The sequence below is a fragment of the Streptomyces sp. NPDC000345 genome, from assembly GCF_042898825.1.
Lineage (GTDB): Bacteria > Actinomycetota > Actinomycetes > Streptomycetales > Streptomycetaceae > Streptomyces.
On sequence record NZ_JBIAZE010000004.1, the window covers coordinates 359,671 to 383,164 of the forward strand.

Here is a 23,494-nt window from a genome sequence, read left to right on the forward strand (position 1 = left end):
GGAGAGACGGATGAAGAAGATCATGTTCGGGGGAGCGGCCCTCGCCGCCATGGCCGTGGTCGTCGTCGAGGTCTTCCCCGACATCAGGCGCTACCTCCGGATCCGCCGCATGTGACACGGGGCGCCACCGCGCGGGCCGGGCGGTTGCGTCGAACGGCGTATCCGCCGGCCGGTGACGGCGTGCCGGGCCGTGCGGCCCGGGCGCACCCGCCTCTAATGAAGGCCGGCGGCAGCCACACCCGGGAGGTCGAGGACCGATGCACGAGATGTCCGTCGCGCTGGCCGTCGTCGACCAGGTGACCGAGGCAGCCGCGCGGGCCGGTGACGTCACGGCGGTCCGCTCGGTACGGCTCCAGGTGGGCGAACTGGCCGGAGTCGTCCCCGACGCGCTCGCCTTCTGCTTCGAACTGGCCTGCGCCGGGACCCTGCTGGAAGGCGCCGAACTGGTCACCGAGGCGGTGCCCGGGAGGGCCCGCTGCACCTCCTGCGCGCACGCCTGGGCCGTGGGCATGCCACCCCGGCTCACCTGCCCCGGGTGCGGCGGCGGCACCACCGACCTGGTCGCCGGGCGGGAACTGCAGATCACCGGCGTGCGGTGGGAGGACGGCGACCCCGCACCCGCGCCCACCGGCGAACCGATCCCCGAGGAGTGCTGAACCATGTGTCGTGTCGCCGACCTGCGGCAGGCCGTACTCGCGAAGAACGACGCGAGCGCCCACACCCTGCGCGACCACCTCGCCGCTCGCGGCACCACGGTCGTCAACCTGCTCTCCAGCCCCGGCAGCGGCAAGACCGCGCTGCTGGAGCAGGAACTGCTGCGGGCCCGCGAGCGGTCGGTGCCCGTCGCGGCCCTGACCGCCGATCTCGCCACCGAGAACGACGCCGCGCGCCTGGCCCGGTCGGGCGTCCCGGTCAGACAGGTGCTCACCGACGGACTGTGCCACCTGGAGGCGGGGATGCTCGCCGGCCATCTGGACGGCTGGCTGCCCGGGGACACCCGGCTGCTGTTCGTGGAGAACGTCGGCAACCTGGTCTGCCCGGCCTCCTACGACCTGGGGGAGACCCTCAGGGTCGTCCTCGCCTCCGTGACGGAGGGCGAGGACAAGCCACTGAAGTACCCCACCGCCTTCGGCCTCGCCCATCTCGTCGTGGTCACCAAGACCGACATCGCCGAAGCCGTCGAGTTCGACGAGATCGCCTTCCGCGCGAACGTGGAACAGGTCAACCCGGGCGTCGAGGTGGTCCTGACCTCGGCACGCAGGGGCAAGGGCGTCGGCGCGCTGCTCGACAGGGCGCTGGCCGCCGCTGCCGGCACCCCCGTCCACACCCCGGTCATGGCCGGGCAGCCGGACGCTCACCACGGCCACACCCACCCCCACCCGGGCGCGGCCGACGCCGGTGCCCTGGCCCCCCAGCGCTCGTGAGCGCTCCGCCGTCATCGGCCGCCGTCGCAGACGACCCTCCGCTGCGCCGCCGGGTCGTCGTCCGCGGAGTGGTGCAGGGCGTCGGCTTCCGCCCGTACGTGTACGGCCTCGCCACCGAACTCGCGCTGGTCGGACACGTCACCAACACCCCGGAGGGCGTCGTCGCCGAGGTCGAGGGCAGTGCCTCGGCCGTGGCCCGGTTCTGCGACCGGATCGCCGCCCAGGCACCCCCTCTGGCCCGGGTGGAGTCCGTCCACCACCAGGAGCTGCCCCCCACCGGAGGCGAGACGTTCAGCATCCTCGCCTCCCGCACCGGAGGGCCGGCCCGCACCCTGGTCTCCCCGGACAGCGCCACCTGCGCCGACTGCCTCGCCGAACTGGCCGACCCCGCGGACCGGCGCCACCGCCACCCCTTCGTCAACTGCACCCACTGCGGTCCGCGCTTCACGATCGTCACCGGCGTGCCCTACGACCGGGCCCACACCACGATGGCCGGCTTCGCGATGTGCCCCGACTGCGCCCGCGAGTACGGCGATCCGGGCGACCGGCGCTTCCACGCACAGCCGGTCGCCTGCCCGGCCTGCGGGCCGCGGCTGCGGCTGATCCTCCCGGGAGCCGACACCCCGGCCGGAACGGATCCGGTCGCCGGGGCCCGCGCGCTGCTCGCCGGCGGCGCGATCCTCGCCGTGAAGGGGCTGGGCGGCTACCACCTGGCCTGCGACGCCACGAACGGCACGGCCGTCGCCCTCCTCAGGCACCGCAAGGCGCGCGGCGACAAGCCGTTCGCCGTCATGGCCCGCGGCCCGGCCGACGTCGAGCACCTCGTCCGGCTGGGCCCCGAGGAACGGTGCCTGCTCGAAGGCGGCATCAGGCCCGTCGTACTTCTGCGGCGCCGCCCGGACCCGACGTACCCCGCGGGGGCCCCGCGCCCCGCCGAGGCCGTCGCGCCCGGCAGCCCCGACCTCGGTGTGATGCTGCCGTACACACCCCTGCACCACCTGCTGCTCGGCCTGCCGGGCGATCCCGACGGGCCCCGGCTGCTCGTCATGACCAGCGGCAACGTCTGCGGGGAGCCGATCGTCACCGACGACACCGAGGCACTCGAACGGCTCGCGCACCTCGCCGACGCCTGGCTCACCCACGACCGGCCCATCCGCGTCCCCTGCGACGACTCCGTGGTCCGCGTCTGCGACGGGGAACCGCTGCTGATCCGCCGCTCGCGCGGCTACGCCCCGCTGCCGGTCCCGCTGCCGCTGCCCGTCCGTCCCGCGCTCGCCGTCGGCGGAGACCTGAAGAACGCCTTCTGTCTCGGACAGGGCCGCCGGGCGTGGCTGTCCGCGCACATCGGCGACATGGACGACCTCGGCACCCAGCGGGCCTTCGCGCAAGCGGCGGCGCACCTCGGGTCCCTCACCGGGGTGCGGCCCGAGACCCTGGTGGCCGACCGGCATCCCGGGTACCGCTCCGCCCGGTGGGCCGACCGGAACGCGGCCGGCCGGCCCGTGGCGCGGGTCCAGCACCATCACGCCCATGTCGCCGCCGTGATGGCCGAGCACGGCTTCGACGGCACCCGGCCGGTGATCGGCGTCGCCTTCGACGGCACCGGTCACGGCGACGACGGCGCCATGTGGGGCGGGGAGTTCCTGCTCGCCGACTACGACGGCTTCACCCGGTTCGGGCACCTGGCGTACGTGCCGCTGCCCGGCGGCGACGCCGCGGTGCGCCGGCCGTACCGCATGGCCCTGTCCCATCTGCGGGCGGCCGGGATCGACTGGGCGGACGACCTGCCCTGCACGGCCGCCTGCCCGCCCGAGGAACTCCCCGTCCTGCGGCGCCAGTTGGAGACCGGTCTGCACTGCGTCCGCACGTCCGGCATGGGCCGGCTCTTCGACGCCGTGTCCTCGCTCGCCGGGGTGTGCCACCGGGCCGGATACGAAGCCCAGGCCGCGGTCCAGCTGGAGGGGGCCGCCCTGCGGGCGCCCGCCGAGGACACCGCCGCCTACGCCTTCGCCCTGCGCGCGCCGAAGGAGGGGGACGACGGTGCCGTACGGGCCGATCCGGCACCCGTCCTCGCGGCCGTCGTCCGTGACCTGCGCGCGGGCCACGCGCCGGCCCTGGTCGCGGCCCGCTTCCACCGGGGCGTGACCGGCCTGGTGCACCGGATGTGCGCGGCGGCCCGGGAGCGGCACGGCCTGGACACGGTCGCCCTGAGCGGAGGCGTGTTCGCCAACACCCTGCTCTCCTCGGCCTGCGCCGCCGCCCTGCGCGAGGACGGTTTCACGGTCCTGCGGCACCGCCTGGTGCCGCCCAACGACGGCGGTCTGGCGCTCGGCCAGCTGATCGTGGCCGCGCGGGCCGTTCCCACCCCATGACCCACCGTGACCCAGAGCGAGGAGAGGTTCATGTGCCTGGCGGTACCCGGCAGAGTGCTGGACATCGAGGAACGTGACGGCACCCGGATGGCCACCGTCGACTTCGGCGGCGTGGTCAAGGAGGTGTGCCTGGAGTACCTGCCCGATCTCCAGGTCGGCGAGTACGCCATCGTCCACGTCGGGTTCGCCCTGCAGCGCCTCGACGAGGAGTCGGCGAAGCAGACGCTCGAACTCTTCGCCGAACTCGGCATGCTGCAGGAGGAGTTCGGCGACGCCTGGGAGATGGCGGCGGCGGAGGCGGGCGTGGAGCCGGTGGAAGGGGTGCACGGGACGTGAAGTACATCGACGAGTTCCAGGACCCGGGGCTGGCCCGCCGGCTCCTCGACGACATCCGTGCCACGGTGACCAGGCCCTGGGCGCTGATGGAGGTCTGCGGCGGGCAGACCCACAGCATCATCCGGCACGGCATCGACCAACTCCTCCCCGAAGAGGTGGAGTTGATCCACGGGCCGGGCTGTCCCGTGTGTGTGACCCCGCTGGAGGTCATCGACAAGGCGCTGGAGATCGCCTCCCGGCCGGAGGTGATCTTCTGCTCCTTCGGTGACATGCTGCGCGTGCCGGGCACCGGCCGGGACCTGTTCCAGGTCCGCGGGGAGGGCGGCGACGTACGCGTCGTCTACTCGCCGCTGGACGCCCTGCGGATCGCCCGGCAGAACCCGGACCGCGAGGTGGTGTTCTTCGGGATCGGCTTCGAGACGACGGCCCCGCCCAACGCCATGACGGTCCATCAGGCCCGTCGGCAGGGCATCCGGAACTTCAGCATGCTGGTCTCCCATGTCCGCGTACCGCCCGCCATCGAGGCGATCATGTCGTCGCCGAGCTGCCGGGTGCAGGGATTCCTCGCGGCCGGGCACGTGTGCAGCGTGATGGGCGTGGGGGAGTACCCCGCACTGGCGGAACGCTTCCGCGTGCCGATCGTCGTCACGGGCTTCGAACCCCTGGACATCCTCGAAGGCGTACGCCGGACCGTGCGGCAGCTGGAGCGCGGCGAGCACACCGTCGACAACGCCTACGCCCGTGCCGTCCGCCCGGAGGGCAACCCCGCCGCACGGGCCATGCTGGAGGACGTCTTCGAGGTCACCGACCGTGCCTGGCGGGGCATCGGGGTGATCCCCGACAGCGGCTGGCGGCTGTCACCGAAGTACCGCGACCACGACGCCGAGCACCGCTTCCAGGTCGACGGCATCCGGACGGAGGAACCGGCCGAGTGCCGCAGCGGGGAGGTCCTGCAGGGCCTGCTCAAGCCGCACGAGTGCGCCGCGTTCGGCACGCTGTGCACCCCGCGTACGCCGCTGGGGGCCACCATGGTCTCCAGCGAGGGCGCCTGCGCGGCGTACTACCTGTACCGGCGGCTGGACGTGCCCGCCACCGCGGCCCGGGAGGCGAGCCCCGTTGTCTGACACCACCGGTCTCCCCGCCCTCGACATCGAGGGGTGGACCTGCCCCGCGCCCCTGCGCGACCGGCCCCGCGTCGTCATGGGCCACGGCGGCGGCGGAGTCCTGTCCGCCGAGCTGGTCCAGCAGATCTTCGCCCCCGCCTACGGCGGTGAGGTGCTCGCCGGGATGGGCGATGCCGCCGTCGTCTCCCTGGGCGGCGCCCGGCTGGCCTTCTCCACCGACTCCTACGTGGTCCGCCCGCTGTTCTTCCCGGGCGGCAGCATCGGCGACCTGGCGGTCAACGGCACCGTCAACGACCTCGCCATGAGCGGCGCCCGCGCCGCCTATCTCTCCTGCGGATTCATCCTGGAGGAGGGCGTCGAGCTGGACACGGTCACCCGGGTGTCCGAGGCACTGGGCGCGGCGGCGCGCACGGCGGGCGTGGAGGTGGCCACCGGCGACACCAAGGTGGTGGAGGCCGGCCACGGCGACGGGATCTTCATCAACACGGCGGGCATCGGCGTCGTCCCGGCGGGCGTGGACCTGCGTCCGCAGCGGGTGGTCCCCGGTGACGTCGTGATCGTCAGCGGCGCCATCGGCGTCCACGGCGTGGCGATCATGAGTGTGCGCGAGGGCCTGGAGTTCGGGGTGGAGATCGCGAGCGACTGCGCCCCGCTCGGCGGACTGGTCGAGGCCATGCTCGCCGTCACCCCGGATCTGCACGTGCTGCGCGATCCCACCCGGGGCGGGCTGGCCGCCGCGCTCAACGAGATCGCGGCGGCCTCGGGCACCGGCGTGGTCCTCCGCGAACGCGACATCCCGGTGCCGCCGGCCGTGGCCAACGCCTGCGCCATCCTCGGCCTGGACCCCATGTACATCGCCAACGAGGGCAAGCTGGTGGCCTTCGTCCCGCGTGAGCACGCCGACGCCGTCCTGGAGGCGATGCGCGCCCATCCGCTCGGCGCGGACGCCGTGGTCGTCGGCGAGACCGTCGAGGCGCATCCCGGCATGGTGGTGGCCCGCACCGGCCTGGGCGGCACGCGGGTGGTCGATCTGCCGATCGGGGAGCAGCTGCCACGGATCTGCTGACGCCGCCGCACCGGGACGGCGGATCTGCCGGCGCCGCACCGGGAAGGTGACGGGACTGCGGCAGGGGGCCGGGAAGGGCCCGCGCTATCCCCGGCCGCGCCGGGACGGCGGGTCCTGCGGGTCCACGCCCGTCGTGGCGGGCGCGTCCCTGGTCCCGCTGGGGCGCTGGGAGCGGCCCTTGCGTCCGGTGTCCCGGCGGCCCTTCTCGTCCTCGCCGGCGTACTCCTCGCCGCGGACGCCGTGACTGCTGACCTCGTCACCCGGAACGGACCTGGTCTCCTCCTTGGACCTGGTCCGGCCCGGGCCCCGCGCGGGTGCGTGCTCCTCGGGGTGGAAGGAGCGGTGGGCGCTCGGGTTGTCCTGCTGACGTGTCTCGTCGACGTCGGGCGCCCAGCCGTGCTGCTCGGTGCCCTCGTGCCGGCTCGGGCCCTTTCCGTGGGGAGGCTCGGACCCGTGTGGTTTCTTCGGCATGGCCGACCTGCCTGTTCTGTGGGGGGACGCCGGTCGCGCGTCGCCGCGATGACAGAATTATCCCTTCTCATGACATCCCGGGCATGTCGTGACCGGCGGTGAGGCGGGCCGTACGCGTCCCGGGCCGTACCCGCACCGGCGGCCGTACCCGCCCCGGAAAACCGTGTTAAAAGCCGGTATTCACTAATGACTGACCTATGGTGAGGCCGTGCGCGGAATCCTGTTGGCCGGAGGGACCGGCTCGCGACTGTGGCCGTTGACCCGTTCGGTGTCGAAGCAACTGCTTCCGGTCTTCGACAAACCCATGGTCTATTACCCGCTGTCGACGCTCGTGATGGCCGGCGTCCGGGACATCCTGATCATCACCACCCCGGAGGACCAGAGCCAGTTCCGTCGGCTGCTCGGTGACGGAAGCCATCTGGGTCTGCGGCTGGAATACATGGCGCAGAATCGCCCGGAGGGCATTGCCCACGCATTCGTGCTGGGCGCCGGATTCATCGGCGACGAATCCGTGGCCCTTATCCTGGGCGACAACATTTTCCACGGCAGCGGCCTCGGCACCCGGCTCGCCCGGCACGACGTCTCGGCGGGCGGCAGGGTGTTCGCCTACCAGGTCGCCGATCCCTCGGCCTACGGTGTGGTGGAGTTCGACGACCTGGGGCGCGCGGTGTCCATCGAGGAGAAACCGGCCCGCCCCCGGTCCCGCTACGCGGTACCCGGGCTCTACTTCTACGACAACCGCGCCGTGGACATCGCCCGTGGCCTGCGCCCCAGCGCCAGGGGCGAGCTGGAGATCACCGACCTCAACCGCGTCTATCTGGAAGCCGGCGAACTGCAGGTCACCCGGCTCGACCGGGGCACCGCCTGGCTCGACACCGGAACCTTCACCTCCATGGTCCAGGCCTCGGAATTCGTCCGGGTCATCGAGGAGCGCCAGGGCTTCAAGGTCGGCTGCGTCGAGGAGGCCGTCTGGCGGGCCGGCCTGATCGACGACGACCGGCTGCGCGAACTGGCCCGGCCGCTGCTCAAGAGCGGATACGGCCACTATCTGCTGGGTCTGCTGGACGACACCCGGGACCCTGTCCCGGCCCGGGACGGCCAGGACCTGCTGTGCGACGCGCCCGGGCTGCCCGGCGGAAGGAAGTGATCACATGGAACCGCTCGGCATCGAGGGGGCGTGGGTGGACACGCCCAGGGTCTTCACGGACGACAGGGGACGTTTCCACGAGTGGTTCAGGAGCGACGCCTTCCGCGCGGCCGTGGGGCACGGATTCCGCTTCGAACAGGCCAACTGCTCACGCTCCGTCCGCGGCACTCTGCGCGGTATCCACTTCGCGACGGTCCCGCCGGGCCAGGCGAAGTACGTCACCTGCGTCGGCGGCGCCGTCCTCGACGTCGTGGTCGACATCCGCGTCGGCTCCCCGGATTTCGGGCGATGGGAGGCCGTCCGGCTCGACGACACCACCCATCGCTGCCTCTATCTCTCGGAGGGGCTGGGCCACGCTTTCATGGCACTGGAGGACGACTCCACGGTCGTCTATCTCTGTTCGGAGGGATACGCGCCGCAGCGCGAGTACGGGATCAATCCGCTCGACCCGGCGCTGGCCATCGCCTGGCCCGACGATCTCACCCCCCTTCTTTCCGACAAGGACGCCGCCGCGCCCACGCTGGCGGAGGCCGAGCGGCAAGGGCTGCTGCCTTCCTTCTCGGACTGCACCGCATATCGCGGAAGTCTCGTGAGCGGCACCTGAGGAATCGCCTTGAAGCAGGCGCTGAAGGCAACCACAACAACGGCCTCCGCGCAGGTGTTCGGCGCCGCACGGGTGATCTTCGTACGCGAGGAGGGTTGTCCCCTTCATCATTTCTTCATACCGGTGGAAGGGATGACGTCGTTCATGGCAGAGGGTGTCGCGACGCAGGCGGAATGAAGCACGCCGAGTGCGCTCCTGCGCTCCGACCCTCCAGATGTGAGGAAGGTTCTCTTGAGCCGTAGAACGATCCGAAATTCGCGCCTGAAGTCCGCCACGCTGCTGTCGGCGGGCGCGGCCGCCGTCGCGCTCAGCGTCGTCCCGGGGACGGTGGCCGCCGCGGAGGCGGTGCACCGGCCCGCGACCGAGAGCCCCGTCGCCCGGTCCCGGTCGACCGCGGAACTCCCCGTGGCCATCGCCGACGCGCTCCGCCGGGCCGGTGCCCAGGGCGGTGCGATGGTGGCGCCGGGCAGCGCGAACGCCACCGTCGACCGCTACGGGGACCGCGATCCCCACCACCCGGGCCCCCGCGGTCCTCAGGGCCCCCGGGGCCCGCAGGGCAAGCAGGGTCCGCAGGGCCCGCGTGGCCCCCAGGGTGTCCAGGGCCCGCGCGGTCCGCAGGGTGTTCAGGGAGCCCAGGGCGCCCAGGGTGCTGAGGGCCTCCAGGGAGTCCAGGGTGCTCAGGGCGCGCAGGGTGCTCAGGGCGCTGAGGGCCTCCAGGGAGTCCAGGGCGCTCAGGGTGCGCAAGGAGCTCAGGGTGCTCAGGGTGCTCAGGGTGCTCAGGGTGCTCAGGGTGCTCAGGGTGCTCAGGGAGCCCAGGGAGCCCAGGGCGCGCAAGGCGCTCAGGGAGCCCAGGGTGGGCTTGACGGCATCGCGATCCGGACCAACGCCGTCGCCGACGCCATGTCCGCGACGGCCCTGTGCCTCGACGGCGAGACGGTGGTCGGTGGTGGATTCACCACCAGCACGGGCTCCATCCGTGACAGCTTCCCAAGCGGTGGCCCCCCGCCCACCGGCTGGACGGTGACCACCACCTCCGCCCAGACGATCACGGCGTACGTGCTCTGCGCGACGTGACACAGCACCTCTGTGCGAGGGGCGCCCCGGAGCTTCGGCCCCGGGGCGCCCCTCGGCGTTCGCCCTAGACCAGCAGCGGACCGCCGCACCGTTCGGCGCCGTCCTTCATCGCGATGAGGTTGGCGACGACGTACGAGATGTTCTTCTCGGAGTGCCACTCGGAGGGGAAGTAGGTGGCGAGGCGTGAGCTCTGGAACCTGGCCTCGAGGTCGGGCACGAAAGCGCGGTACTGGTCGTCCGTGTAGTACCAGAACGAGTTCTCGTTGTAGTACGCCACATGACCCGGGTCCTGGTACGCGCCGCGGCCGTCGGAGCTGGGCGTCGTGACGAGCAGCATGCCGCCGGGTGCCAGCAGCCGGTACAGCTCGTTGATCAGGGGCACCTTCGCGGGCACGTGTTCGAGGAAGTTCACCGCCCGCACGAGGCCGACGGAGTCGTCGGGCAGGTCCAGTCTGCCGGGCAGGGTGGCGACGATGTCCACGCCCTTGCCCGGGTACTTGTCCACGCCGACGTAACCGGGCGGCTTGCGGTGGGCCGCGCCGAGGTCCAGCGCGAGCAGCCCCCTGCGGTGGGTCCAGGCGAGCGCGTTGGCCTCGATGTACCTGTCGTACAGGGCGACCGTCTCGCGCTGGATGTACGCGTTGATCTCGGGGTCGCTCTGGGTGTTCGCGGAGTGCATCCGCTGGAGGTACAGACAGCGCGGGATGTGGTGGAAGTCGCCGACGTGGAACAGCCGGCACATCAGGTCCTGGTCGTCCAGCACCGAACGGGCGGCGTCGTAGCCCCCGGCTCGCTCGTACGCGTCCTTGCGGAACGCCCGGACATGGTTGGGCGCGTACCAGATGTAGGAGACGTTGTGCGGCGTCGGCGCCATGGACCGCACCTGCAGCAGCTTGCGGCCGTCGACGCGTACGTCCTCGTAGTGCCAGCCGTGCGTCTCGTTGAAACGGCTCTCGTCCCGCTTGCCGTTCTCGGTGATCTGCGCGGTGTTGCTGTAGACGAAGACGGCCTCGGGGTGCGCGTCGAACGCCTTGCCGAGCTCCGCCAGACACGCCTTCGCCAGCAGGTCGTCGTGGTCGAGCTCGACGAGGATCTCGCCGCGCGCCAGCTCACAGGCCCTGCGCTTGGCGGCGCCCACACCGGTGATGTCGTCCGCGATCTCCACCCGGATCCGCTCGTCGGGGTGCTCCGGTCGCCATCGGGCCCCGTTGTTGAGCAGGACGATCCACTCCCAGTCCGGACAGGTCTGCGCCTGCAGGGTGGCCAGGCACTCGTCCAGGAAGCGGGGCCGGTGGCTGGGGGTGAAGACGGAGAACCTCGGGGTGGCGGTCGACGTCATGATGCTCCCTGCGTGGCTCGGTGTCGGTGAGGGCGGCCTGTGAAGTCCCGGAATCCCGCCAGCACTTGGCATGGCCCGCGGTGGTCCGGAGCCGGCCACCGTCATTTCCGCCGAGGTTACGAGCCCGTCCTGACGACGTCGCCGTACGGCAGGCGGTGGGGTGGACGGACCACCCGATTGCACGCACCCGCGCCACGCACGGCGGGGACGGCCGTCGTCAGCCGGCCGCCGCCCTCTCCCCGCGGGGGGGGGGCCGGCCCCCCCCCCCCGGCCCCCCCCCCGGGGGGGCCCCCCCCCGGGGGGGGGGGTGCCCGCGCGGGGGGGGGCGGGGCCGGGGGGGGGGGGGGGGGGGGGAAGGGGCCCCCCCCCGGGGCGGGGGGGGGCGGGGGGCGCGGGGGGCCCCCCCCCCCCCCCCCCGGGGGGGGGGCCCCCCCGGGCCGCCGGGGCCCCCCCCCCCGGGGTGCTCACCCCGCCGGTGCCGTGATCTCCCGCTTGAGGATCTTGCCGCTCGGGCCGGTCGGGAGCTTGTCCATGAGCCAGATCTGGCGGGGGTACTTGTACGCCGCCACCCGGTCCTTGACGAACTCCCGCAGTTCGTCGGGGGTGGCCTGGGCGCCCGGGCGCAGTACGACCGCGGCCGCGATCTCCTCGCCCAGGTGGGCGTGGCCCACGCCCACCACGGCGGCCAGGGCGACGGCCGGGTGCTCGTGCAGGACCTCCTCGATCTCCCGCGGGTAGACGTTGTAGCCCCCGCGGATGATCATGTCCTTCTTGCGGTCGACGATGTAGAAGTAGCCGTCCTCGTCCTGCCGCGCGAGGTCGCCGCTGCGCAGCCAGCCGTCCGCGATGGTGGCCGCCGTCTCCTCCGGGCGGTTCCAGTACCCCTTCATCACGTTCGGTCCCCGGACGGCCAGCTCGCCGACCTCGCCGGGCGGCACGTCCTGCCCCTTCTCGTCCAGCAGCCGCACCTCCACGTCCCGGATCGGGGTGCCGATCGATCCGGCCTTGCGCGGCCGGTCGGGGTGGTTGAACGTCACCACCGGGCTCGTCTCCGACATGCCGAATCCCTCGAGGATCGCGCAGCCGAAGCGCCGCTCGAAGCCGTGCAGGATCTCCACCGGCAGCGAGGCGCCGCCGGAGACGCACATGCGCAGGGTCGACACGTCCGTCTCCGACGGATGCTGCAGCAGGGCCGCGTACATGGTGGGCACGCCCTCGAAGACCGTGGCCCGGTCCCGCGCGATGGCGTCCAGCACGGCCTGCGGATCGAAGCGGGGGACCAGCGTGAGGGAGGCGCCGGCGCGCACGGCCACGCTCATGGTGCAGATCTGGCCGAAGATGTGGAACAGCGGCAGACAGCCCACCACCACGTCGTCCGGTGTCATCTGCTGCACATGGACCGTGTTGACCTCGGTGTTGTGCCGCAGCCCGCCGTGGGTGAGCGAGGCGCCCTTCGGGCGGCCCGTGGTGCCGGACGTGTACAGGAGTACGGCCAGGTCCTCGTCGTCCGTCTCCGCGATGCCGGCCAGCGGCTCGTGCCCGGCCAGCAGACCGGCGAAGGCGGCGGGTTCCACGGACAGGTGCCGCACCCCGGCGGCCACCGCGCCCTGCGCGCCCTCACCCGGCGCCTGGTGCCACTCGAACAGCACTCTCGCCCCGGAGTCGGTGAGGTGGTACTCGGTCTCCCGCGCCTTCAGCAGCGGGTTCATCGGTACGACGACCGCCCCGGCGCGCAGCACGCCGTAGTACAGGACGACGAACTCGGGGACGTTGGGCAGCATCAGTGCCACCCGGTCGCCCGGTCGCACGCCCTCGGCCCGCAGCAGCGCCGCGGCGCGGGCACTGCGCTCGTCCAGCTCCGCGTAGGCGGTCACCTGCCCGCCCAGCCGCAGTGCGGGACGGTCCGGCTGCCGCGCCGCCGTGTCCACCAGAAACGCCGCCAGATTGGCCATGCCCGCCTCCACGAATGTCCCCGTCGAAATCCGCCGTTCACGTGCACGACATGGTGCTGGCGCAATCGGCGACGGCCTATGGGCGGTGGCACAGTGTCTCCCCGCCCGGATTGTTCCCGAGGACAAGAAGACCGGTTTAAGCTGGGGGAATGGACCTCTCGGGGGTGACTGCGGCGCTCCACGCCCGGCTGCCGGAACTGGGCGAGCGGATGGCGCAGCGCATCCGCTCCGACGTCGAGGCCTACCAGGACGAGTCACTGATCCCCTTCGACTCGCTGCGCCGCTCGTGCACCGCCAACGCCGACCTCGTCCTCAGCCACTTCCACCGTGCGGGCGCCCCGGACCCGAGCCCGGCCCGCGACACCGGCCGGATACGCGCCGAACAGGGCATGCCGCTGGCCGACACCCTGCACGCCTACCGGATCGGCTTCGAACTCCTGTGGTCCGAGATCGTCGAGGAGTCCCGCACCCACCCGGAGGTCTCCGACGCCCAGCTGGTGTCCCAGTCGGCGGAGATCTGGGCCCTGTTCGGCCGCTACGCGGAGGCCGTGGCGGCGGCCCACCGGGAGACCGCGGCGGAGCTGACGCTGCAGCGCGAGGCCAGGCGCTCGGCGCTGGTGGAGGCGCTGTTCACGGGTGTCATCTCGGACCGCACCACGCTCTGGGAGGCCGCGCATGAGCTGGGCCTGCCCGAACAGGGCCCCTTCGCGGTCGTCGCGGCGGTGGCGGGCGCCCCCGGCGAGGAGCCCCTGGCGGGTATCGAGACGGCGCTGCGCCAGGCTCAACTCCCTTCCGCCTGGCGGCTGTTGCCGGACCAGCAGATCGGTGTGGTCGCCCTGGCCACGCCGACGGCCGAGCAGACCTGTCTGCGCACCCTGCGGCGCACCCGCGCCCGGGTGGGCGTCAGCCCCGGCTTCCACTCGCTGCGGGACACTCCGCGGGCCCTGCGCTTCGCCCGGCTGGCCCTGGCCGGTCTGCCGGGCACCGGGCCCGGCGTCGCACGGTTCGACGACAATCCGCTGGCCATGCTCGTCGCCGCCGCCCCGGCCGAAGCGGCCCATCTGACCGAGGTGGTCCTCAGACCGCTGCTCGACCTCCCCGCCGCGGAACGGGCCCGCCTCCTGACCACCCTCGAACACTGGTTCGCCGCCGCCGGCTCCGCGGCGGACACGGCACGGACCCTCTTCGTGCACCCCAACACTGTCCGCTACCGGCTGCGCCGCGTCGAGGAGCTGACCGGCCGCTCCCTCTCCGACCCGCGCACGGTGGCGGACCTCGGCGCGGCCCTGCCGGCCGTCCGCAATGCGGGGACGGTTCCGATGGATCCGGGAACCGGGTGACCGCTTCCGCCGGCCTGGTCCGCGGCCCGGAGTCCTTCGGAGGTGCTGGAGACGGGCCCGTCACCCACCGTGGGCCGCGAGGTCGTCCGGCATGCGTCGCTCAGTCGCTGCCGCGCAGCGCGACCCAGGTGGCGCGGGCCACCACACCGTCGGCGGACAGGCCCTTGTCGCTCTGGAAGGCGCTCACCGCGCTCGCCGTCTCGGGCCCGAACTCCCCGTTCACCCCGGCGCTTCCCACGCTGTATCCGCGCTTCGTCAGCATGCACTGCACCTGCGACACCTTCACGCCGCTGTCACCCTGACGGGTGCGTCCGCTGCCGTCGTAGTACGTGCAGTCGGTGTTCCAGGGCTCGCCGGCCGGTTCGGCCGACGGGGTGGCGGGGTCCGTGCCCGGAGCGGCGGGGGCGCTGGTCCCGGCGCCCGCCGTGCCGGTGGCCGGGGTGCTCGCGGCGCCGCCGGTCGTGGAAGCGGAGGCGTCCGGGCGCGCGGAGCCGCTGCCGCCGTCGACGTCGGCGCGTCCGTCGGACGAGCCCGCGGCGGAGGCCCGGTCCGCCACGCCGGGTGTCGCCGGAGCGGCGTTGCCGGGCCGGTCGGCGGGCACGGCGCCGGTCGCCGTCACCTCGTCCGCCGGAGGGGCGGCGGTCGCGGGACCGTCCGGGCGGGCGAGGACGAGCACACCGGCGGCGACGGCGCAGAGGCCGGCGGCCGCCGCGACGACCAGCACCCCTCTCCGGCGCTGCCACCGTCGGGGTCCCGCGCCGGGTAACGCTCCTGACGACGCGTCGGCGGGCGCGGGCGTGGGCGCCGACGCCGAAGCCGAGGCCGGAACCGGCGTCGAGGCGGACGCGGGCGCGGCCTCCGACGGCACGGCGGCGACGCCGGGTGAAGCGGGGCGGCTCAGCGCGGCGGGCGGGGGTGCCGGCACGGCCATGACACGGTGCCGCGCGGGACGCAGCAGGGCCGCCCGTTCGGCGGGGAGCCGGTACAGCGTCTCGTACGCCCGCCGGCGGGCCGCTACCTCGCCGTGGAGCGGCTCCGGCCAGTCGGACGCCCCGGCGTGCGCCCCGGCGAGCTCGATCAGATCCTCGGGGGTGGGCCGCAGACCGGGCTCCTTGGCCAGACAGCGGGACAGCAGCGAGGCGAGTTCCGGGTCGGCCGCCGAGACGGCGGCGGTCACCTCCGGATCGGGCTCCTCGAACGCCACCCGGTGCATGACGTCGACCCCGGTGCCGTCACCGAAGGGGGCGCGCCCGGCCGCCGCGTAGACCAGCGTGCAGGCCAGCGAGAACACGTCCGACGCGGTGTCGCACCGGCCGGTCCTGAGGTACTCCGGCGACATGTAGGCCGGGGTGCCCACCCGGTTTCCGGTGCCCGTGAGCGCACTCGCGTCCGCGGCCTTGGAGATCCCGAAGTCGATCAGATGCGTGCCCTGGTCGGACAGCAGCACGTTGGAAGGCTTCAGATCCCGGTGGACGACGCCCGCTGCGGACAGGGCGGCGAGCGCCCGCCCCAGGTCCGCCGTCAGCCGCCACACGGTGGCCGTCGGCAGGGAGCCGTCCCCGCGTACGGCCTCCGTCAGATCGAGCCCCGGGACGTATTCGGTGGCCATCCAGAGCAACTCGTCCTCGAACCCCGTACCGCACAGCAGCGGGGCGTACGGCGGGCCGAGCCGGGCGTGCACGGCGGCCTCGCGCTCGAAACGGCGCTGGAAGCGGACATCCTCGGCGTACTCCGGCCGGATCACCTTCACGGCGAACAGCCCCGGGGTGTCGTCGGCCGCCCGGGCCAGATAGACCCGTCCCATCCCGCCGCTGCCGAGCAGCGCCAGTGGCACATAGGGACCGACACGGCCGGGATCGCCGACCCGCAGGGGTGAGGCGCCGGTCTGCCGCAGCGCGGCGGCCTCGTTCGCCGTGGCACTCGGTGGGGTCGGCCGCTGGTCAGTCACGGAACTCCCGAAGTGATGTTCGCCGTACGTCAGTTCGTTCTCAGGCGCGGAGAACGAGGCTAGCCCAGTCGCCGCCTGTGCTCAGGGTTTCGAAACACTTGCGTCGACCCGTGATCACCAGGGGCTTCGCGCCCGGTGCCCCGGACGGCCTCCAGGACCCCTCCGGCGAGCGAGGACGGGCGAAGTTCAAGGGGCGGCGGCCGGGGCACCCGGGGGCGTGGCGGGCCCGTTCCGGGAGCCCGCCGGGTTCGGCTGGAGGAGGACGACATGGGTCATGGTGGAAACGTCATCGACGAACTGGTGACCGATCATCGCGAGGTCGAGGAGCTGTTCGGCAAGATCGAGGCACTGCCGTCGGGACACAAGGACCGCAAGATGTACGCGGACCAGGTCACCATGGAGCTGGTCCGGCACTCGGTGGCCGAGGAGGCCTACCTCTATCCGGCGGTGCGCGAGCACATCGACGGCGGTGACGCGCTGGCCGACAAGGAACTGGAGGACCACGCCGAGGCCGAGCAGATCATGAAGGACCTGGAGGGCTGCGCGGCGGACGACGCGCGGTTCGACCAGCTCATGGTGAAGCTCATGCGGGAGATCCGCCAGCATGTGGCCGACGAGGAGCAGAACCTCTTCCCGCGGCTGCGCGCAGCGTGTCCGCCGGACGCCCTGGACCGTCTGGGGGAGAAGGTCCGCATGGCGAAGAAGACAGCGCCGACCCGGCCGCACCCGGCCGCCCCCGACAAGCCCCCGGCCAACAAGATGCTGGCTCCGGGCGTCGGCATGATCGACCGCCTCCGCGACGCCCTGTCCGGCCGCGGCAAGCACGCCTGACGCGGAGTCACCCCCTCCGGCCCGCGAGGGCCACGGCCCCCGACCGCCCGGCGGCCAGGATCGTCCGCGGCCCTGGGCGGCCACCGGGGGGAGCACGCTGCCGCCGGTGCGGTGCCACTCGCGGCGGAGACGGCCGTCCCCGGGCGGCCGGCCCAGGCGCCGTTCGCGGCCTCGGCGCCCGCACACTCAGCGGCGTCCCGCGCTGTTCGGCGCCTTCCTCGTGCTCTCCGCAGGCCAGGGGCGGGCCGTTCCCGGCGGCCGGGCGCCGGTTGGGGCCACCGCCATCCGGCCGGGCGATGTGCGGGCAGCCATCAAGCGAGCAGCCGGCCGTTGCCACGCCTCGCCGACGCTCGGACGGGCATCCTCGGGCGATCGGTCGGCTTCTGTCCTCCGGCGCTCAGCGCGCCGCCCTCAGGCGCTCAGCCGGCTTTCGCCCACCGGGCTCAGCGCGCCGCCCGCAAACGATCAGCGCCCCGCCACCCCGCCGAGCCATCGGCGGGGTGGCGTGTGAGCCCTCGGCGGACCCCGCCCCTCAGGCGATCAGCGCCTGCCCCGGCCCCAGCCGGTCCAGGAGCCGGGCGTGGTGGAGGTCTGCGACGGGCGCGATCAGGTCGGGGTGGCGCAGAAGGGCCGCCGCTCGGCGGTCGTGGGCGTCGGGGGCGATCAGGCGCCGGAACTCCACCGGCGTACCGCTCGTGTGGGCGCCGCCGGTGAGGCCGGCCACCGCCCGTGCGGCCAGCCGCGGATCGGCGAGCAGGCCGGCCGCCCAGCTCGCCACGACCTCGTCCACCCAGCTGCGCCAGGCCGCGTCGTCCGGGTCCTCCGCGGCGCCGCTCATCCGGTCGAGCCCGGCCGAGCCGCCGGGCCCCGTCATCCCGACCAGTGCCGTGTCCGTGGCCGTCGGATAACGCAGCCAGGCCGCGACGGTGACGGCCTGGCGTGCCTGCGCCTCGCACAGGGCGGCGGCGAGCGCGCCACCGGACGCGGGGTAGGCGCGGGTCAGCCACTGGGTGGTCGCGGCGATGAGCGGGGCGAGGTCTGCGAGCACAGAGGACCGTCCGAGCGGGGTGCGGGGGCGGGGTGACAGGGGCCGAGAGGATTCGGGTTCCTCCGAAACGGTAGCGGAGCACTGCGCGGTCTCTTGACGTGTACTTGGCACAGTGGCTTCATGGGAGCGCTCCCACATGAGCGCCCCACACGTCACGTCCCCCACCTTGCCTTCTTGGCCTCACTCCTGGAGTCGCAGTGAGAACGACAAGAAGCACCACCGGCAGTCCGCCGCGCAAGAGCCCCTTGACCACCTTGGTGACCCGCCTGGCCGTGCTTCTCGGCCTGGTCGCCCTCGGTGTCCTCGCCCCGGCCCCCGCCCAGGCCCAGGCCCGCTCCGGCGACCTCGCCGCCACCGGCCTCCACATCGGCGACGGCGGCCGGCTGCTCGAAGCCAACGGGAACGATTTCGTCATGCGTGGCGTCAATCACGCCCACACCTGGTACCCCGGCGAGCTCCAGTCGCTGGCCGACATCAAGGCGCTGGGCGCCAACACGGTCCGCGTCGTCCTCGCCGACGGCCACCGCTGGAGCGCGAACAGCGCCTCGGACGTGGCGAACGTCGTCGCCCAGTGCAAGGCCAACCGCCTCATCTGCGTCCTGGAGGTGCACGACACCACCGGCTACGGCGAGGACAGCGCGGCCGGCACCCTCGACCAGGCCGCCGACTACTGGATCGGCCTGAAGGACGTCCTGGCCGGCCAGGAGAACTACGTCGTCATCAACATCGGCAACGAGCCCTGGGGCAACACCGCCCCCGAGGGCTGGACCGACCCCACGATCGCCGCGATCAAGAAGCTGCGCAACGCCGGCTTCCAGCACACGATCATGGTGGACGCACCCAACTGGGGCCAGGACTGGCAGGGCGTGATGCGCGCCAACGCCCAGTCCGTCTACGCCGCCGACACCACCGGCAACCTGATCTTCTCGATCCACATGTACAGCGTCTTCGACACGGCCGCGGAGATCACCGACTATCTGAACACCTTCGTGGACGCCGAACTGCCCATCCTCATCGGCGAGTTCGGCGGCCCGGCCGACCAGTGGGGCGACCCGGACGAGGACACCATGATGGCCGCCGCCGAGCAGCTCGACCTGGGCTACCTCGCCTGGTCGTGGAGCGGCAACACCGACCCGATCCTCGACCTGGTCACCGACTTCGACCCCACCCGGCTCAGCTCCTGGGGCCGGCGCGTCTTCAACGGCGCCGACGGCATCGCCCAGACCGCGAAGGAAGCCACCGTCTACGGCGGCGGCACCCCCGCCGACTCCCAGGCCCCGACCACCCCCGGCACCCCCACCGTCTCCGGCGTGACGGCCACGTCGGCGACGCTCTCCTGGACCGCCGCGACCGACAACGTCGGCGTCACCGGCTACGACGTCGTCCGCGTCAGCGGCGGCACCGAGACCACGCTCGCCGCCTCCACCACCAACAGCGTCACCCTGACCGGACTCAGCGCGAGCACGGCGTACACCTTCGCCGTCTACGCCCGGGACGCGGCCGGCAACCGCTCGGCCCGCTCGGGCACGGTCGCCGTCACGACGACGAGCGCACCCGCCACGCCCTGCTCCGTCGGCTACCGCGTCCTGGGCGAGTGGCCCGGCGGCTTCCAGGGCGAACTCGTCCTCCGCAACCCCGGCACCGCCGCGATCAACGGCTGGAAGCTGGTGTTCGCCTTCGCCGACGGGCAGACCGTGACCAGCATGTGGGGCGGGACCCCCACCCAGAGCGGTGGCACCGTCAGTGTGGCGCCCGCGTCGTACACCTCCACCATCCCCGCCGGCGGCTCGGTCACCGTCGGCTTCCTCGGCGGCAAGGGAGGCACCAACACCGCGCCGACCGCCTTCACCCTCAACGGCACCGCCTGCGCGACCACGTGAGACGCCCTTCCTCCGGCCGGCCGGCGCCGGGTCCGCCGGCCGGCCGGAGGGAAAAGGGTTTGCCCGGGGCGCGCCCGCCTCGTTACGGTCGCGGCACTCTTACGCGTCACGCTCTCTGGAACCATCGCCGCAGAACGGGAGCAGACCCGCGCATCAGCGCGCGGAGTCAGGAGGGGCGGCCGTACTGTCCGCATGCCCTCCGAAGGACTGCTTCCATGAAGATCGGCCTCGGCCTTCCCATCGACGACCCCGCCCTGCTCCTCGACTGGGCGCGTCGCGCCGACGCGGCCCCGTTCCGCACCCTCGGCCTGCTCGACCGGCTCGTCTTCCACAACCCCGAGCCCCTGGTCACCCTGGCGGCCCTCGCCGGCGCCACCTCCCGCATCCGCCTCCAGACCGAGGTGCTGATCGCGCCCCACCACAACACCGCGCTGCTCGCCAAGCAGACCGCGACCCTCGACCGTGTGTCCGGCGGCCGCTTCACCCTCGGCATCGGCGTCGGCGGCCGCGAGGACGACTGCCGGGCCGCCGGCATCGACCTCCGCACCCGTGGCCGCCGCCTCGACGAGCAGATGACCCGGCTGCGCCGCACCTGGGCCGGTGAGCCGTACGGCGAAGGCGCCGGGCCGATCGGACCGGCGCCCCTCACACCGGGCGGCCCCGAAGTGCTCTTCGGCGGCTTCGCCCCGGCAGCCGTCGAGCGGGTGGGCCGCTTCGGCGACGGTTTCCTCGGCGCCGCCCTGCCCCCGACGTACCTGAGCGGCCTGTTCCGTGACGTGGAGAAGGCCTGGGCGACGTACGACCGCCCCGGCCGGCCGCGTCTGGTCGCCCAGGTCAGCGTCGCGCTCGGCGGGCGGCACACCCTGGACCGGGCCCGGCGCAACCTCCTCGACTACTACGAGTTCAGCGGCCGCGCCGACTACATGGCGGACGGTCTGCTCACCACGCCGAGCGCGATCCGCACGGCCGTCGCCGCCCTCGCGGACATCGGCGCCGACGAGGTCGTCCTCTACTGCTGGGCCCCGGACCCCGACCAGGTGGACCGCCTGGCCGAGGCCGTGTTCCACGAACCGCTCCCCGCCTCGGCGCCCCCGCGATGACCACCCGCTGTATCTGACATTTCAAACAAAAGTGCTCTGGGTAAGGTGTGGCCATGTCCACGACGCCGCGCTGGCTCACCGCCGAGGAACGACGTGCCTGGCTGGCCTACGTCGACTTCTCCACCTTGCTCGCCGACTACCTCAACCGGCAGCTGCGGCGCGACGCCGGTATGACGCACGCCGACTACAGCCTGCTGGCGTACCTCTCGATGGCGCCGGACGGCGTCCTGGGGATGTCCGAGCTGGCCCAGCGGCTGAAGATCACCCGCAGCCGTCTCACCCACGCGGTGAACCGGCTGCGGGAGATCGGTCTCGTAGACCGCCGGGAGGACCCCGCCGACGGCCGCGGTCAGCTCGCCTTCCTCACCGACGAGGGCAGGGCCCTGCTGGTGGAGATCGCACCGGGGCATGTGGAGGCCGTCCGCCGGGCGGTGTTCGACGTGCTCACCCCCGAGCAGGTGCGGCAGTTCGCGGAGATCGGCGAGGCCATCAGCGACGCCCTGCACCGGGCCGAGGGCACCGAGGCCGACCCGGCGGTGCTGCCCTGGCGACGCCGCTGAGACCCGGCGCGGGAGCGGCTGCCGGCCGTCGTCCGGCAGCGGTCCGAGGAGTTCGGCGGGCCGGCATCGAGAAGAACCGGCCCACGGCGCGTACCTGGGGGTACGGGGCTGCCCGCCCCCCTCCGAAACACGCCACCGATCCAAGGGACGTACCTCGTGAACGCAACCGCCGCCATCGGCGTCACCGGCCTCGGCGTGATGGGCCGCAACCTCGCGCGCAACTTCGCCCGCAACGGCCACACCGTCGCCGTCCACAACCGCAGCGCGGGCCGCACCCGCGCGCTCGTCGAGGAGTTCGGCCACGAGGGCGCCTTCGTCCCCGCCGAGTCGGCCGAGGAGTTCGTGGCCGCGCTCGAGCGCCCCCGCCGCCTGATGATCATGGTGCAGGCGGGTGCGGTCACCGACGCCGTCATCGACGAGTTCGCCCCGCTCCTGGAACCCGGCGACATGATCATCGACGGTGGCAACGCCCACTTCGCCGACACCCGCCGCCGCGAGGCCGCCCTGCGCGAGAAGGGCATCCACTTCGTCGGCACCGGAGTCTCCGGCGGCGAGGAAGGCGCCCTCAACGGGCCGTCGATCATGGTCGGCGGTTCGAGCGAGTCGTACGACGTCCTCGGCCCGATGTTCGACTCCATCAGCGCGAAGGTGGACGGCGAGTCCTGCGCCGCCCACGTGGGCACGGACGGTGCCGGGCACTTCGTCAAGATGGTCCACAACGGCATCGAGTACGCCGACATGCAGCTCATCGCCGAGGCGTACGACCTGCTCCGCCAGGTCGCCGGCTACACCCCCGGCGAGATCGCCGACGTCTTCCGCACCTGGAACCAGGGCCGGCTGGGCTCCTACCTGATCGAGATCACCGCCGAGGTCCTCGCCCACACCGACGCCGCCACCGGCCTGGCGTTCGTGGACATCGTGACCGACGCGGCCGGCCAGAAGGGCACCGGCCGCTGGACCGTGCAGACCGCCCTGGACCTGGGCTCCCCGGTCACCGCCATCGCCCAGGCCACCTTCGCCCGCGCCGCCTCCGGCCAGCGCGAACTGCGCGCCGCCTACGCCGGGCTGCCCGGCGGCACCACCCCGCCGCTCAGCCGCACCGAGGCCGCCCGCTTCACCTCCCAGGTCGAGCACGCCCTGTACGCCTCCAAGGTCATCGCCTACGACCAGGGCTGGAAGATGATCCAGGACGCGGCCGCCGAGTTCGGCTGGAAGATCGACCTGGGCGCGGTCGCCAAGATCTGGCGCGGCGGCTGCATCATCCGCGCGTCCTTCCTGGACCGCATCCGGGCCGCGTACGCCGCCGACCCGGAACTGGTGAGCCTCCTCGGCGAGATGGAGTTCGCCATGGAGATCACCGACGCGCAGGTGCCGTGGCGGGAGACGGTCGCCTCCGCCGCCCGGCGCGGCATCCCGGTCCCCGCCTTCTCCGCCGCCCTCGCCCACTACGACACCCTGCGCGCGGGACGGCTGCCCGCCGCGCTCCTCCAGGGCCAGCGCGACTACTTCGGGGCCCACACCTACGGTCGCACCGACCGCCCCGGCGCCTTCCACACCCACTGGGCCAGCCCGGGCCGCCCGGAGACCTCGGCCTGACACCGGCCCGGCACAGCTGACCGACCTTCCGGCCCACCGGCCGACCGCCGCACGGACCGGAAGGTCCCCCGCCCACGGAGGCCCCCTCCACGGTCTGCCGAGGCAGCCCCCCGCCCACGGGCCCCACACGGCCACCCGTCCGCCTCGGCCACCCGCCCGGTGCGGGTGCCTGGCCGTCTCGGCCACCCGCCCGGTGCGGGTGGCTGGCCGTCTCGGCCGTGAGGTCCGTCTCGGCGGCCCGGCCGGTTCGGGTGTCCGGTCCGTCTCGGCTGCCTGTCGGCG

General features: G+C 73.2%; 21 protein-coding genes and 1 pseudogene. 17 read left to right on the forward strand and 5 right to left on the reverse strand.

The genetic code is table 11. The features are described 5' to 3' along the window. The first annotated feature begins 10 nt into the window (after positions 1 to 10). The 7 genes from ACFY30_RS11880 (at position 11) to hypE (ending at position 6,322) form a co-directional block, all read left to right on the forward strand. Complete coding sequence (locus ACFY30_RS11880) at positions 11 to 115, forward strand: DUF6893 family small protein (RefSeq protein WP_390845050.1); 105 nt, start codon at positions 11 to 13, stop codon at positions 113 to 115. A 142-nt stretch (positions 116 to 257) separates the two neighbouring features. Beyond that, positions 258 to 656 carry a hydrogenase maturation nickel metallochaperone HypA gene (locus tag ACFY30_RS11885; RefSeq protein WP_390845051.1) on the forward strand — a complete coding sequence of 133 codons (399 nt, stop codon included), beginning with the start codon at positions 258 to 260 and terminating at the stop codon, positions 654 to 656. Positions 657 to 659: 3 nt separating this feature from the next. Further along, positions 660 to 1,424: a hydrogenase nickel incorporation protein HypB gene (hypB, locus tag ACFY30_RS11890; protein WP_390845052.1), complete on the forward strand. Its 765-nt coding sequence runs from the start codon at positions 660 to 662 to the stop codon at positions 1,422 to 1,424. After that, positions 1,421 to 3,796 carry a carbamoyltransferase HypF gene (gene hypF / locus ACFY30_RS11895; protein ID WP_390845053.1) on the forward strand — a complete coding sequence of 792 codons (2,376 nt, stop codon included), beginning with the start codon at positions 1,421 to 1,423 and terminating at the stop codon, positions 3,794 to 3,796. Before hypB ends, hypF begins: the two co-directional genes overlap by 4 nt. A gap of 30 nt (positions 3,797 to 3,826) precedes the next feature. After that, complete coding sequence (locus ACFY30_RS11900) at positions 3,827 to 4,132, forward strand: HypC/HybG/HupF family hydrogenase formation chaperone (RefSeq protein WP_390845054.1); 306 nt, start codon at positions 3,827 to 3,829, stop codon at positions 4,130 to 4,132. Next, positions 4,129 to 5,256 carry a hydrogenase formation protein HypD gene (gene hypD / locus ACFY30_RS11905; protein ID WP_390845055.1) on the forward strand — a complete coding sequence of 376 codons (1,128 nt, stop codon included), beginning with the start codon at positions 4,129 to 4,131 and terminating at the stop codon, positions 5,254 to 5,256. Before ACFY30_RS11900 ends, hypD begins: the two co-directional genes overlap by 4 nt. After that, on the forward strand, positions 5,249 to 6,322 hold the full coding sequence (hypE, locus tag ACFY30_RS11910; protein ID WP_390657654.1) for a hydrogenase expression/formation protein HypE: 1,074 nt from the start codon (positions 5,249 to 5,251) through the stop codon (positions 6,320 to 6,322). Before hypD ends, hypE begins: the two co-directional genes overlap by 8 nt. A gap of 84 nt (positions 6,323 to 6,406) precedes the next feature. On the opposite strand, the gene ACFY30_RS11915 is transcribed toward hypE, so the two are convergent. Beyond that, positions 6,407 to 6,793 (reverse strand): hypothetical protein, encoded by a 387-nt coding sequence (locus ACFY30_RS11915; RefSeq protein ID WP_390845056.1) that lies wholly within the window; start codon positions 6,791 to 6,793, stop codon positions 6,407 to 6,409. Positions 6,794 to 7,001: 208 nt separating this feature from the next. Here ACFY30_RS11915 and rfbA point away from each other — a divergent pair. The 4 genes and pseudogenes from rfbA to ACFY30_RS11935 form a co-directional block, all read left to right on the forward strand. Beyond that, positions 7,002 to 7,856 (forward strand): annotated as a pseudogene (rfbA, locus tag ACFY30_RS11920) (glucose-1-phosphate thymidylyltransferase RfbA); the annotation flags it as partial. A gap of 88 nt (positions 7,857 to 7,944) precedes the next feature. Then, the gene (gene rfbC / locus ACFY30_RS11925) at positions 7,945 to 8,544 is read left to right on the forward strand and encodes a dTDP-4-dehydrorhamnose 3,5-epimerase (RefSeq protein ID WP_390845057.1); all 600 of its coding nucleotides are present in this window, start codon (positions 7,945 to 7,947) and stop codon (positions 8,542 to 8,544) included. Between the two features lie 9 nt (positions 8,545 to 8,553). Beyond that, positions 8,554 to 8,721 (forward strand): hypothetical protein, encoded by a 168-nt coding sequence (locus ACFY30_RS11930; protein WP_390845058.1) that lies wholly within the window; start codon positions 8,554 to 8,556, stop codon positions 8,719 to 8,721. A 54-nt stretch (positions 8,722 to 8,775) separates the two neighbouring features. Beyond that, positions 8,776 to 9,618: a hypothetical protein gene (locus ACFY30_RS11935; RefSeq protein ID WP_390845059.1), complete on the forward strand. Its 843-nt coding sequence runs from the start codon at positions 8,776 to 8,778 to the stop codon at positions 9,616 to 9,618. Positions 9,619 to 9,682: 64 nt separating this feature from the next. Here ACFY30_RS11935 and ACFY30_RS11940 read toward each other — a convergent pair whose 3' ends face one another. Next, complete coding sequence (locus tag ACFY30_RS11940; protein WP_390845061.1) at positions 9,683 to 10,957, reverse strand: glycosyltransferase; 1,275 nt, start codon at positions 10,955 to 10,957, stop codon at positions 9,683 to 9,685. Between the two features lie 464 nt (positions 10,958 to 11,421). Then, positions 11,422 to 12,909 carry a long-chain fatty acid--CoA ligase gene (locus ACFY30_RS11945; RefSeq protein WP_390845062.1) on the reverse strand — a complete coding sequence of 496 codons (1,488 nt, stop codon included), beginning with the start codon at positions 12,907 to 12,909 and terminating at the stop codon, positions 11,422 to 11,424. A 149-nt stretch (positions 12,910 to 13,058) separates the two neighbouring features. Here ACFY30_RS11945 and ACFY30_RS11950 point away from each other — a divergent pair, with 149 nt between their 5' ends. Further along, positions 13,059 to 14,249, forward strand: a complete 1,191-nt coding sequence (locus ACFY30_RS11950) for a PucR family transcriptional regulator (RefSeq protein ID WP_390845063.1) — start codon at positions 13,059 to 13,061, stop codon at positions 14,247 to 14,249. Between the two features lie 100 nt (positions 14,250 to 14,349). Here the strand turns inward: ACFY30_RS11950 and ACFY30_RS11955 are convergent, their stop codons facing one another. After that, positions 14,350 to 16,197 carry a protein kinase gene (locus tag ACFY30_RS11955; protein ID WP_390845064.1) on the reverse strand — a complete coding sequence of 616 codons (1,848 nt, stop codon included), beginning with the start codon at positions 16,195 to 16,197 and terminating at the stop codon, positions 14,350 to 14,352. 267 nt (positions 16,198 to 16,464) lie between these two features. Here ACFY30_RS11955 and ACFY30_RS11960 point away from each other — a divergent pair, with 267 nt between their 5' ends. Next, positions 16,465 to 17,028, forward strand: a complete 564-nt coding sequence (locus ACFY30_RS11960; RefSeq protein ID WP_390845065.1) for a hemerythrin domain-containing protein — start codon at positions 16,465 to 16,467, stop codon at positions 17,026 to 17,028. 532 nt (positions 17,029 to 17,560) lie between these two features. On the opposite strand, the gene ACFY30_RS11965 is transcribed toward ACFY30_RS11960, so the two are convergent. After that, complete coding sequence (locus ACFY30_RS11965; RefSeq protein ID WP_390845066.1) at positions 17,561 to 18,076, reverse strand: hypothetical protein; 516 nt, start codon at positions 18,074 to 18,076, stop codon at positions 17,561 to 17,563. Between the two features lie 197 nt (positions 18,077 to 18,273). On the opposite strand from ACFY30_RS11965, the gene ACFY30_RS11970 reads away from it, so the two are divergent. The 4 genes from ACFY30_RS11970 (at position 18,274) to gndA (ending at position 23,212) form a co-directional block, all read left to right on the forward strand. Next, on the forward strand, positions 18,274 to 19,956 hold the full coding sequence (locus ACFY30_RS11970) for a cellulase family glycosylhydrolase (protein ID WP_390845067.1): 1,683 nt from the start codon (positions 18,274 to 18,276) through the stop codon (positions 19,954 to 19,956). A 215-nt stretch (positions 19,957 to 20,171) separates the two neighbouring features. Then, positions 20,172 to 21,056, forward strand: a complete 885-nt coding sequence (locus ACFY30_RS11975) for an LLM class flavin-dependent oxidoreductase (protein ID WP_390845068.1) — start codon at positions 20,172 to 20,174, stop codon at positions 21,054 to 21,056. A 53-nt stretch (positions 21,057 to 21,109) separates the two neighbouring features. Further along, complete coding sequence (locus ACFY30_RS11980; RefSeq protein WP_390845069.1) at positions 21,110 to 21,616, forward strand: MarR family winged helix-turn-helix transcriptional regulator; 507 nt, start codon at positions 21,110 to 21,112, stop codon at positions 21,614 to 21,616. A 156-nt stretch (positions 21,617 to 21,772) separates the two neighbouring features. After that, on the forward strand, positions 21,773 to 23,212 hold the full coding sequence (gene gndA / locus ACFY30_RS11985; protein ID WP_390845070.1) for an NADP-dependent phosphogluconate dehydrogenase: 1,440 nt from the start codon (positions 21,773 to 21,775) through the stop codon (positions 23,210 to 23,212). The last annotated feature ends 282 nt before the right edge of the window (positions 23,213 to 23,494 follow it).

What these genes read in the sequence shown, in the direction of transcription:
- ACFY30_RS11975 (WP_390845068.1), top strand. Translation starts at nt 20,172, where the DNA reads ATGAAGATCGGCCTCGGCCTTCCCATCGACGACCCCGCCCTGCTCCTC.
- ACFY30_RS11885 (WP_390845051.1), top strand. Translation starts at nt 258, where the DNA reads ATGCACGAGATGTCCGTCGCGCTGGCCGTCGTCGACCAGGTGACCGAG.
- ACFY30_RS11940 (WP_390845061.1), bottom strand. Translation starts at nt 10,957, where the DNA reads ATGACGTCGACCGCCACCCCGAGGTTCTCCGTCTTCACCCCCAGCCAC.
- ACFY30_RS11945 (WP_390845062.1), bottom strand. Translation starts at nt 12,909, where the DNA reads ATGGCCAATCTGGCGGCGTTTCTGGTGGACACGGCGGCGCGGCAGCCG.
- hypB (WP_390845052.1), top strand. Translation starts at nt 660, where the DNA reads ATGTGTCGTGTCGCCGACCTGCGGCAGGCCGTACTCGCGAAGAACGAC.
- ACFY30_RS11960 (WP_390845065.1), top strand. Translation starts at nt 16,465, where the DNA reads ATGGGTCATGGTGGAAACGTCATCGACGAACTGGTGACCGATCATCGC.
- ACFY30_RS11900 (WP_390845054.1), top strand. Translation starts at nt 3,827, where the DNA reads ATGTGCCTGGCGGTACCCGGCAGAGTGCTGGACATCGAGGAACGTGAC.
- ACFY30_RS11880 (WP_390845050.1), top strand. Translation starts at nt 11, where the DNA reads ATGAAGAAGATCATGTTCGGGGGAGCGGCCCTCGCCGCCATGGCCGTG.
- rfbC (WP_390845057.1), top strand. Translation starts at nt 7,945, where the DNA reads ATGGAACCGCTCGGCATCGAGGGGGCGTGGGTGGACACGCCCAGGGTC.
- ACFY30_RS11950 (WP_390845063.1), top strand. Translation starts at nt 13,059, where the DNA reads ATGGACCTCTCGGGGGTGACTGCGGCGCTCCACGCCCGGCTGCCGGAA.
- ACFY30_RS11980 (WP_390845069.1), top strand. Translation starts at nt 21,110, where the DNA reads ATGTCCACGACGCCGCGCTGGCTCACCGCCGAGGAACGACGTGCCTGG.
- ACFY30_RS11915 (WP_390845056.1), bottom strand. Translation starts at nt 6,793, where the DNA reads ATGCCGAAGAAACCACACGGGTCCGAGCCTCCCCACGGAAAGGGCCCG.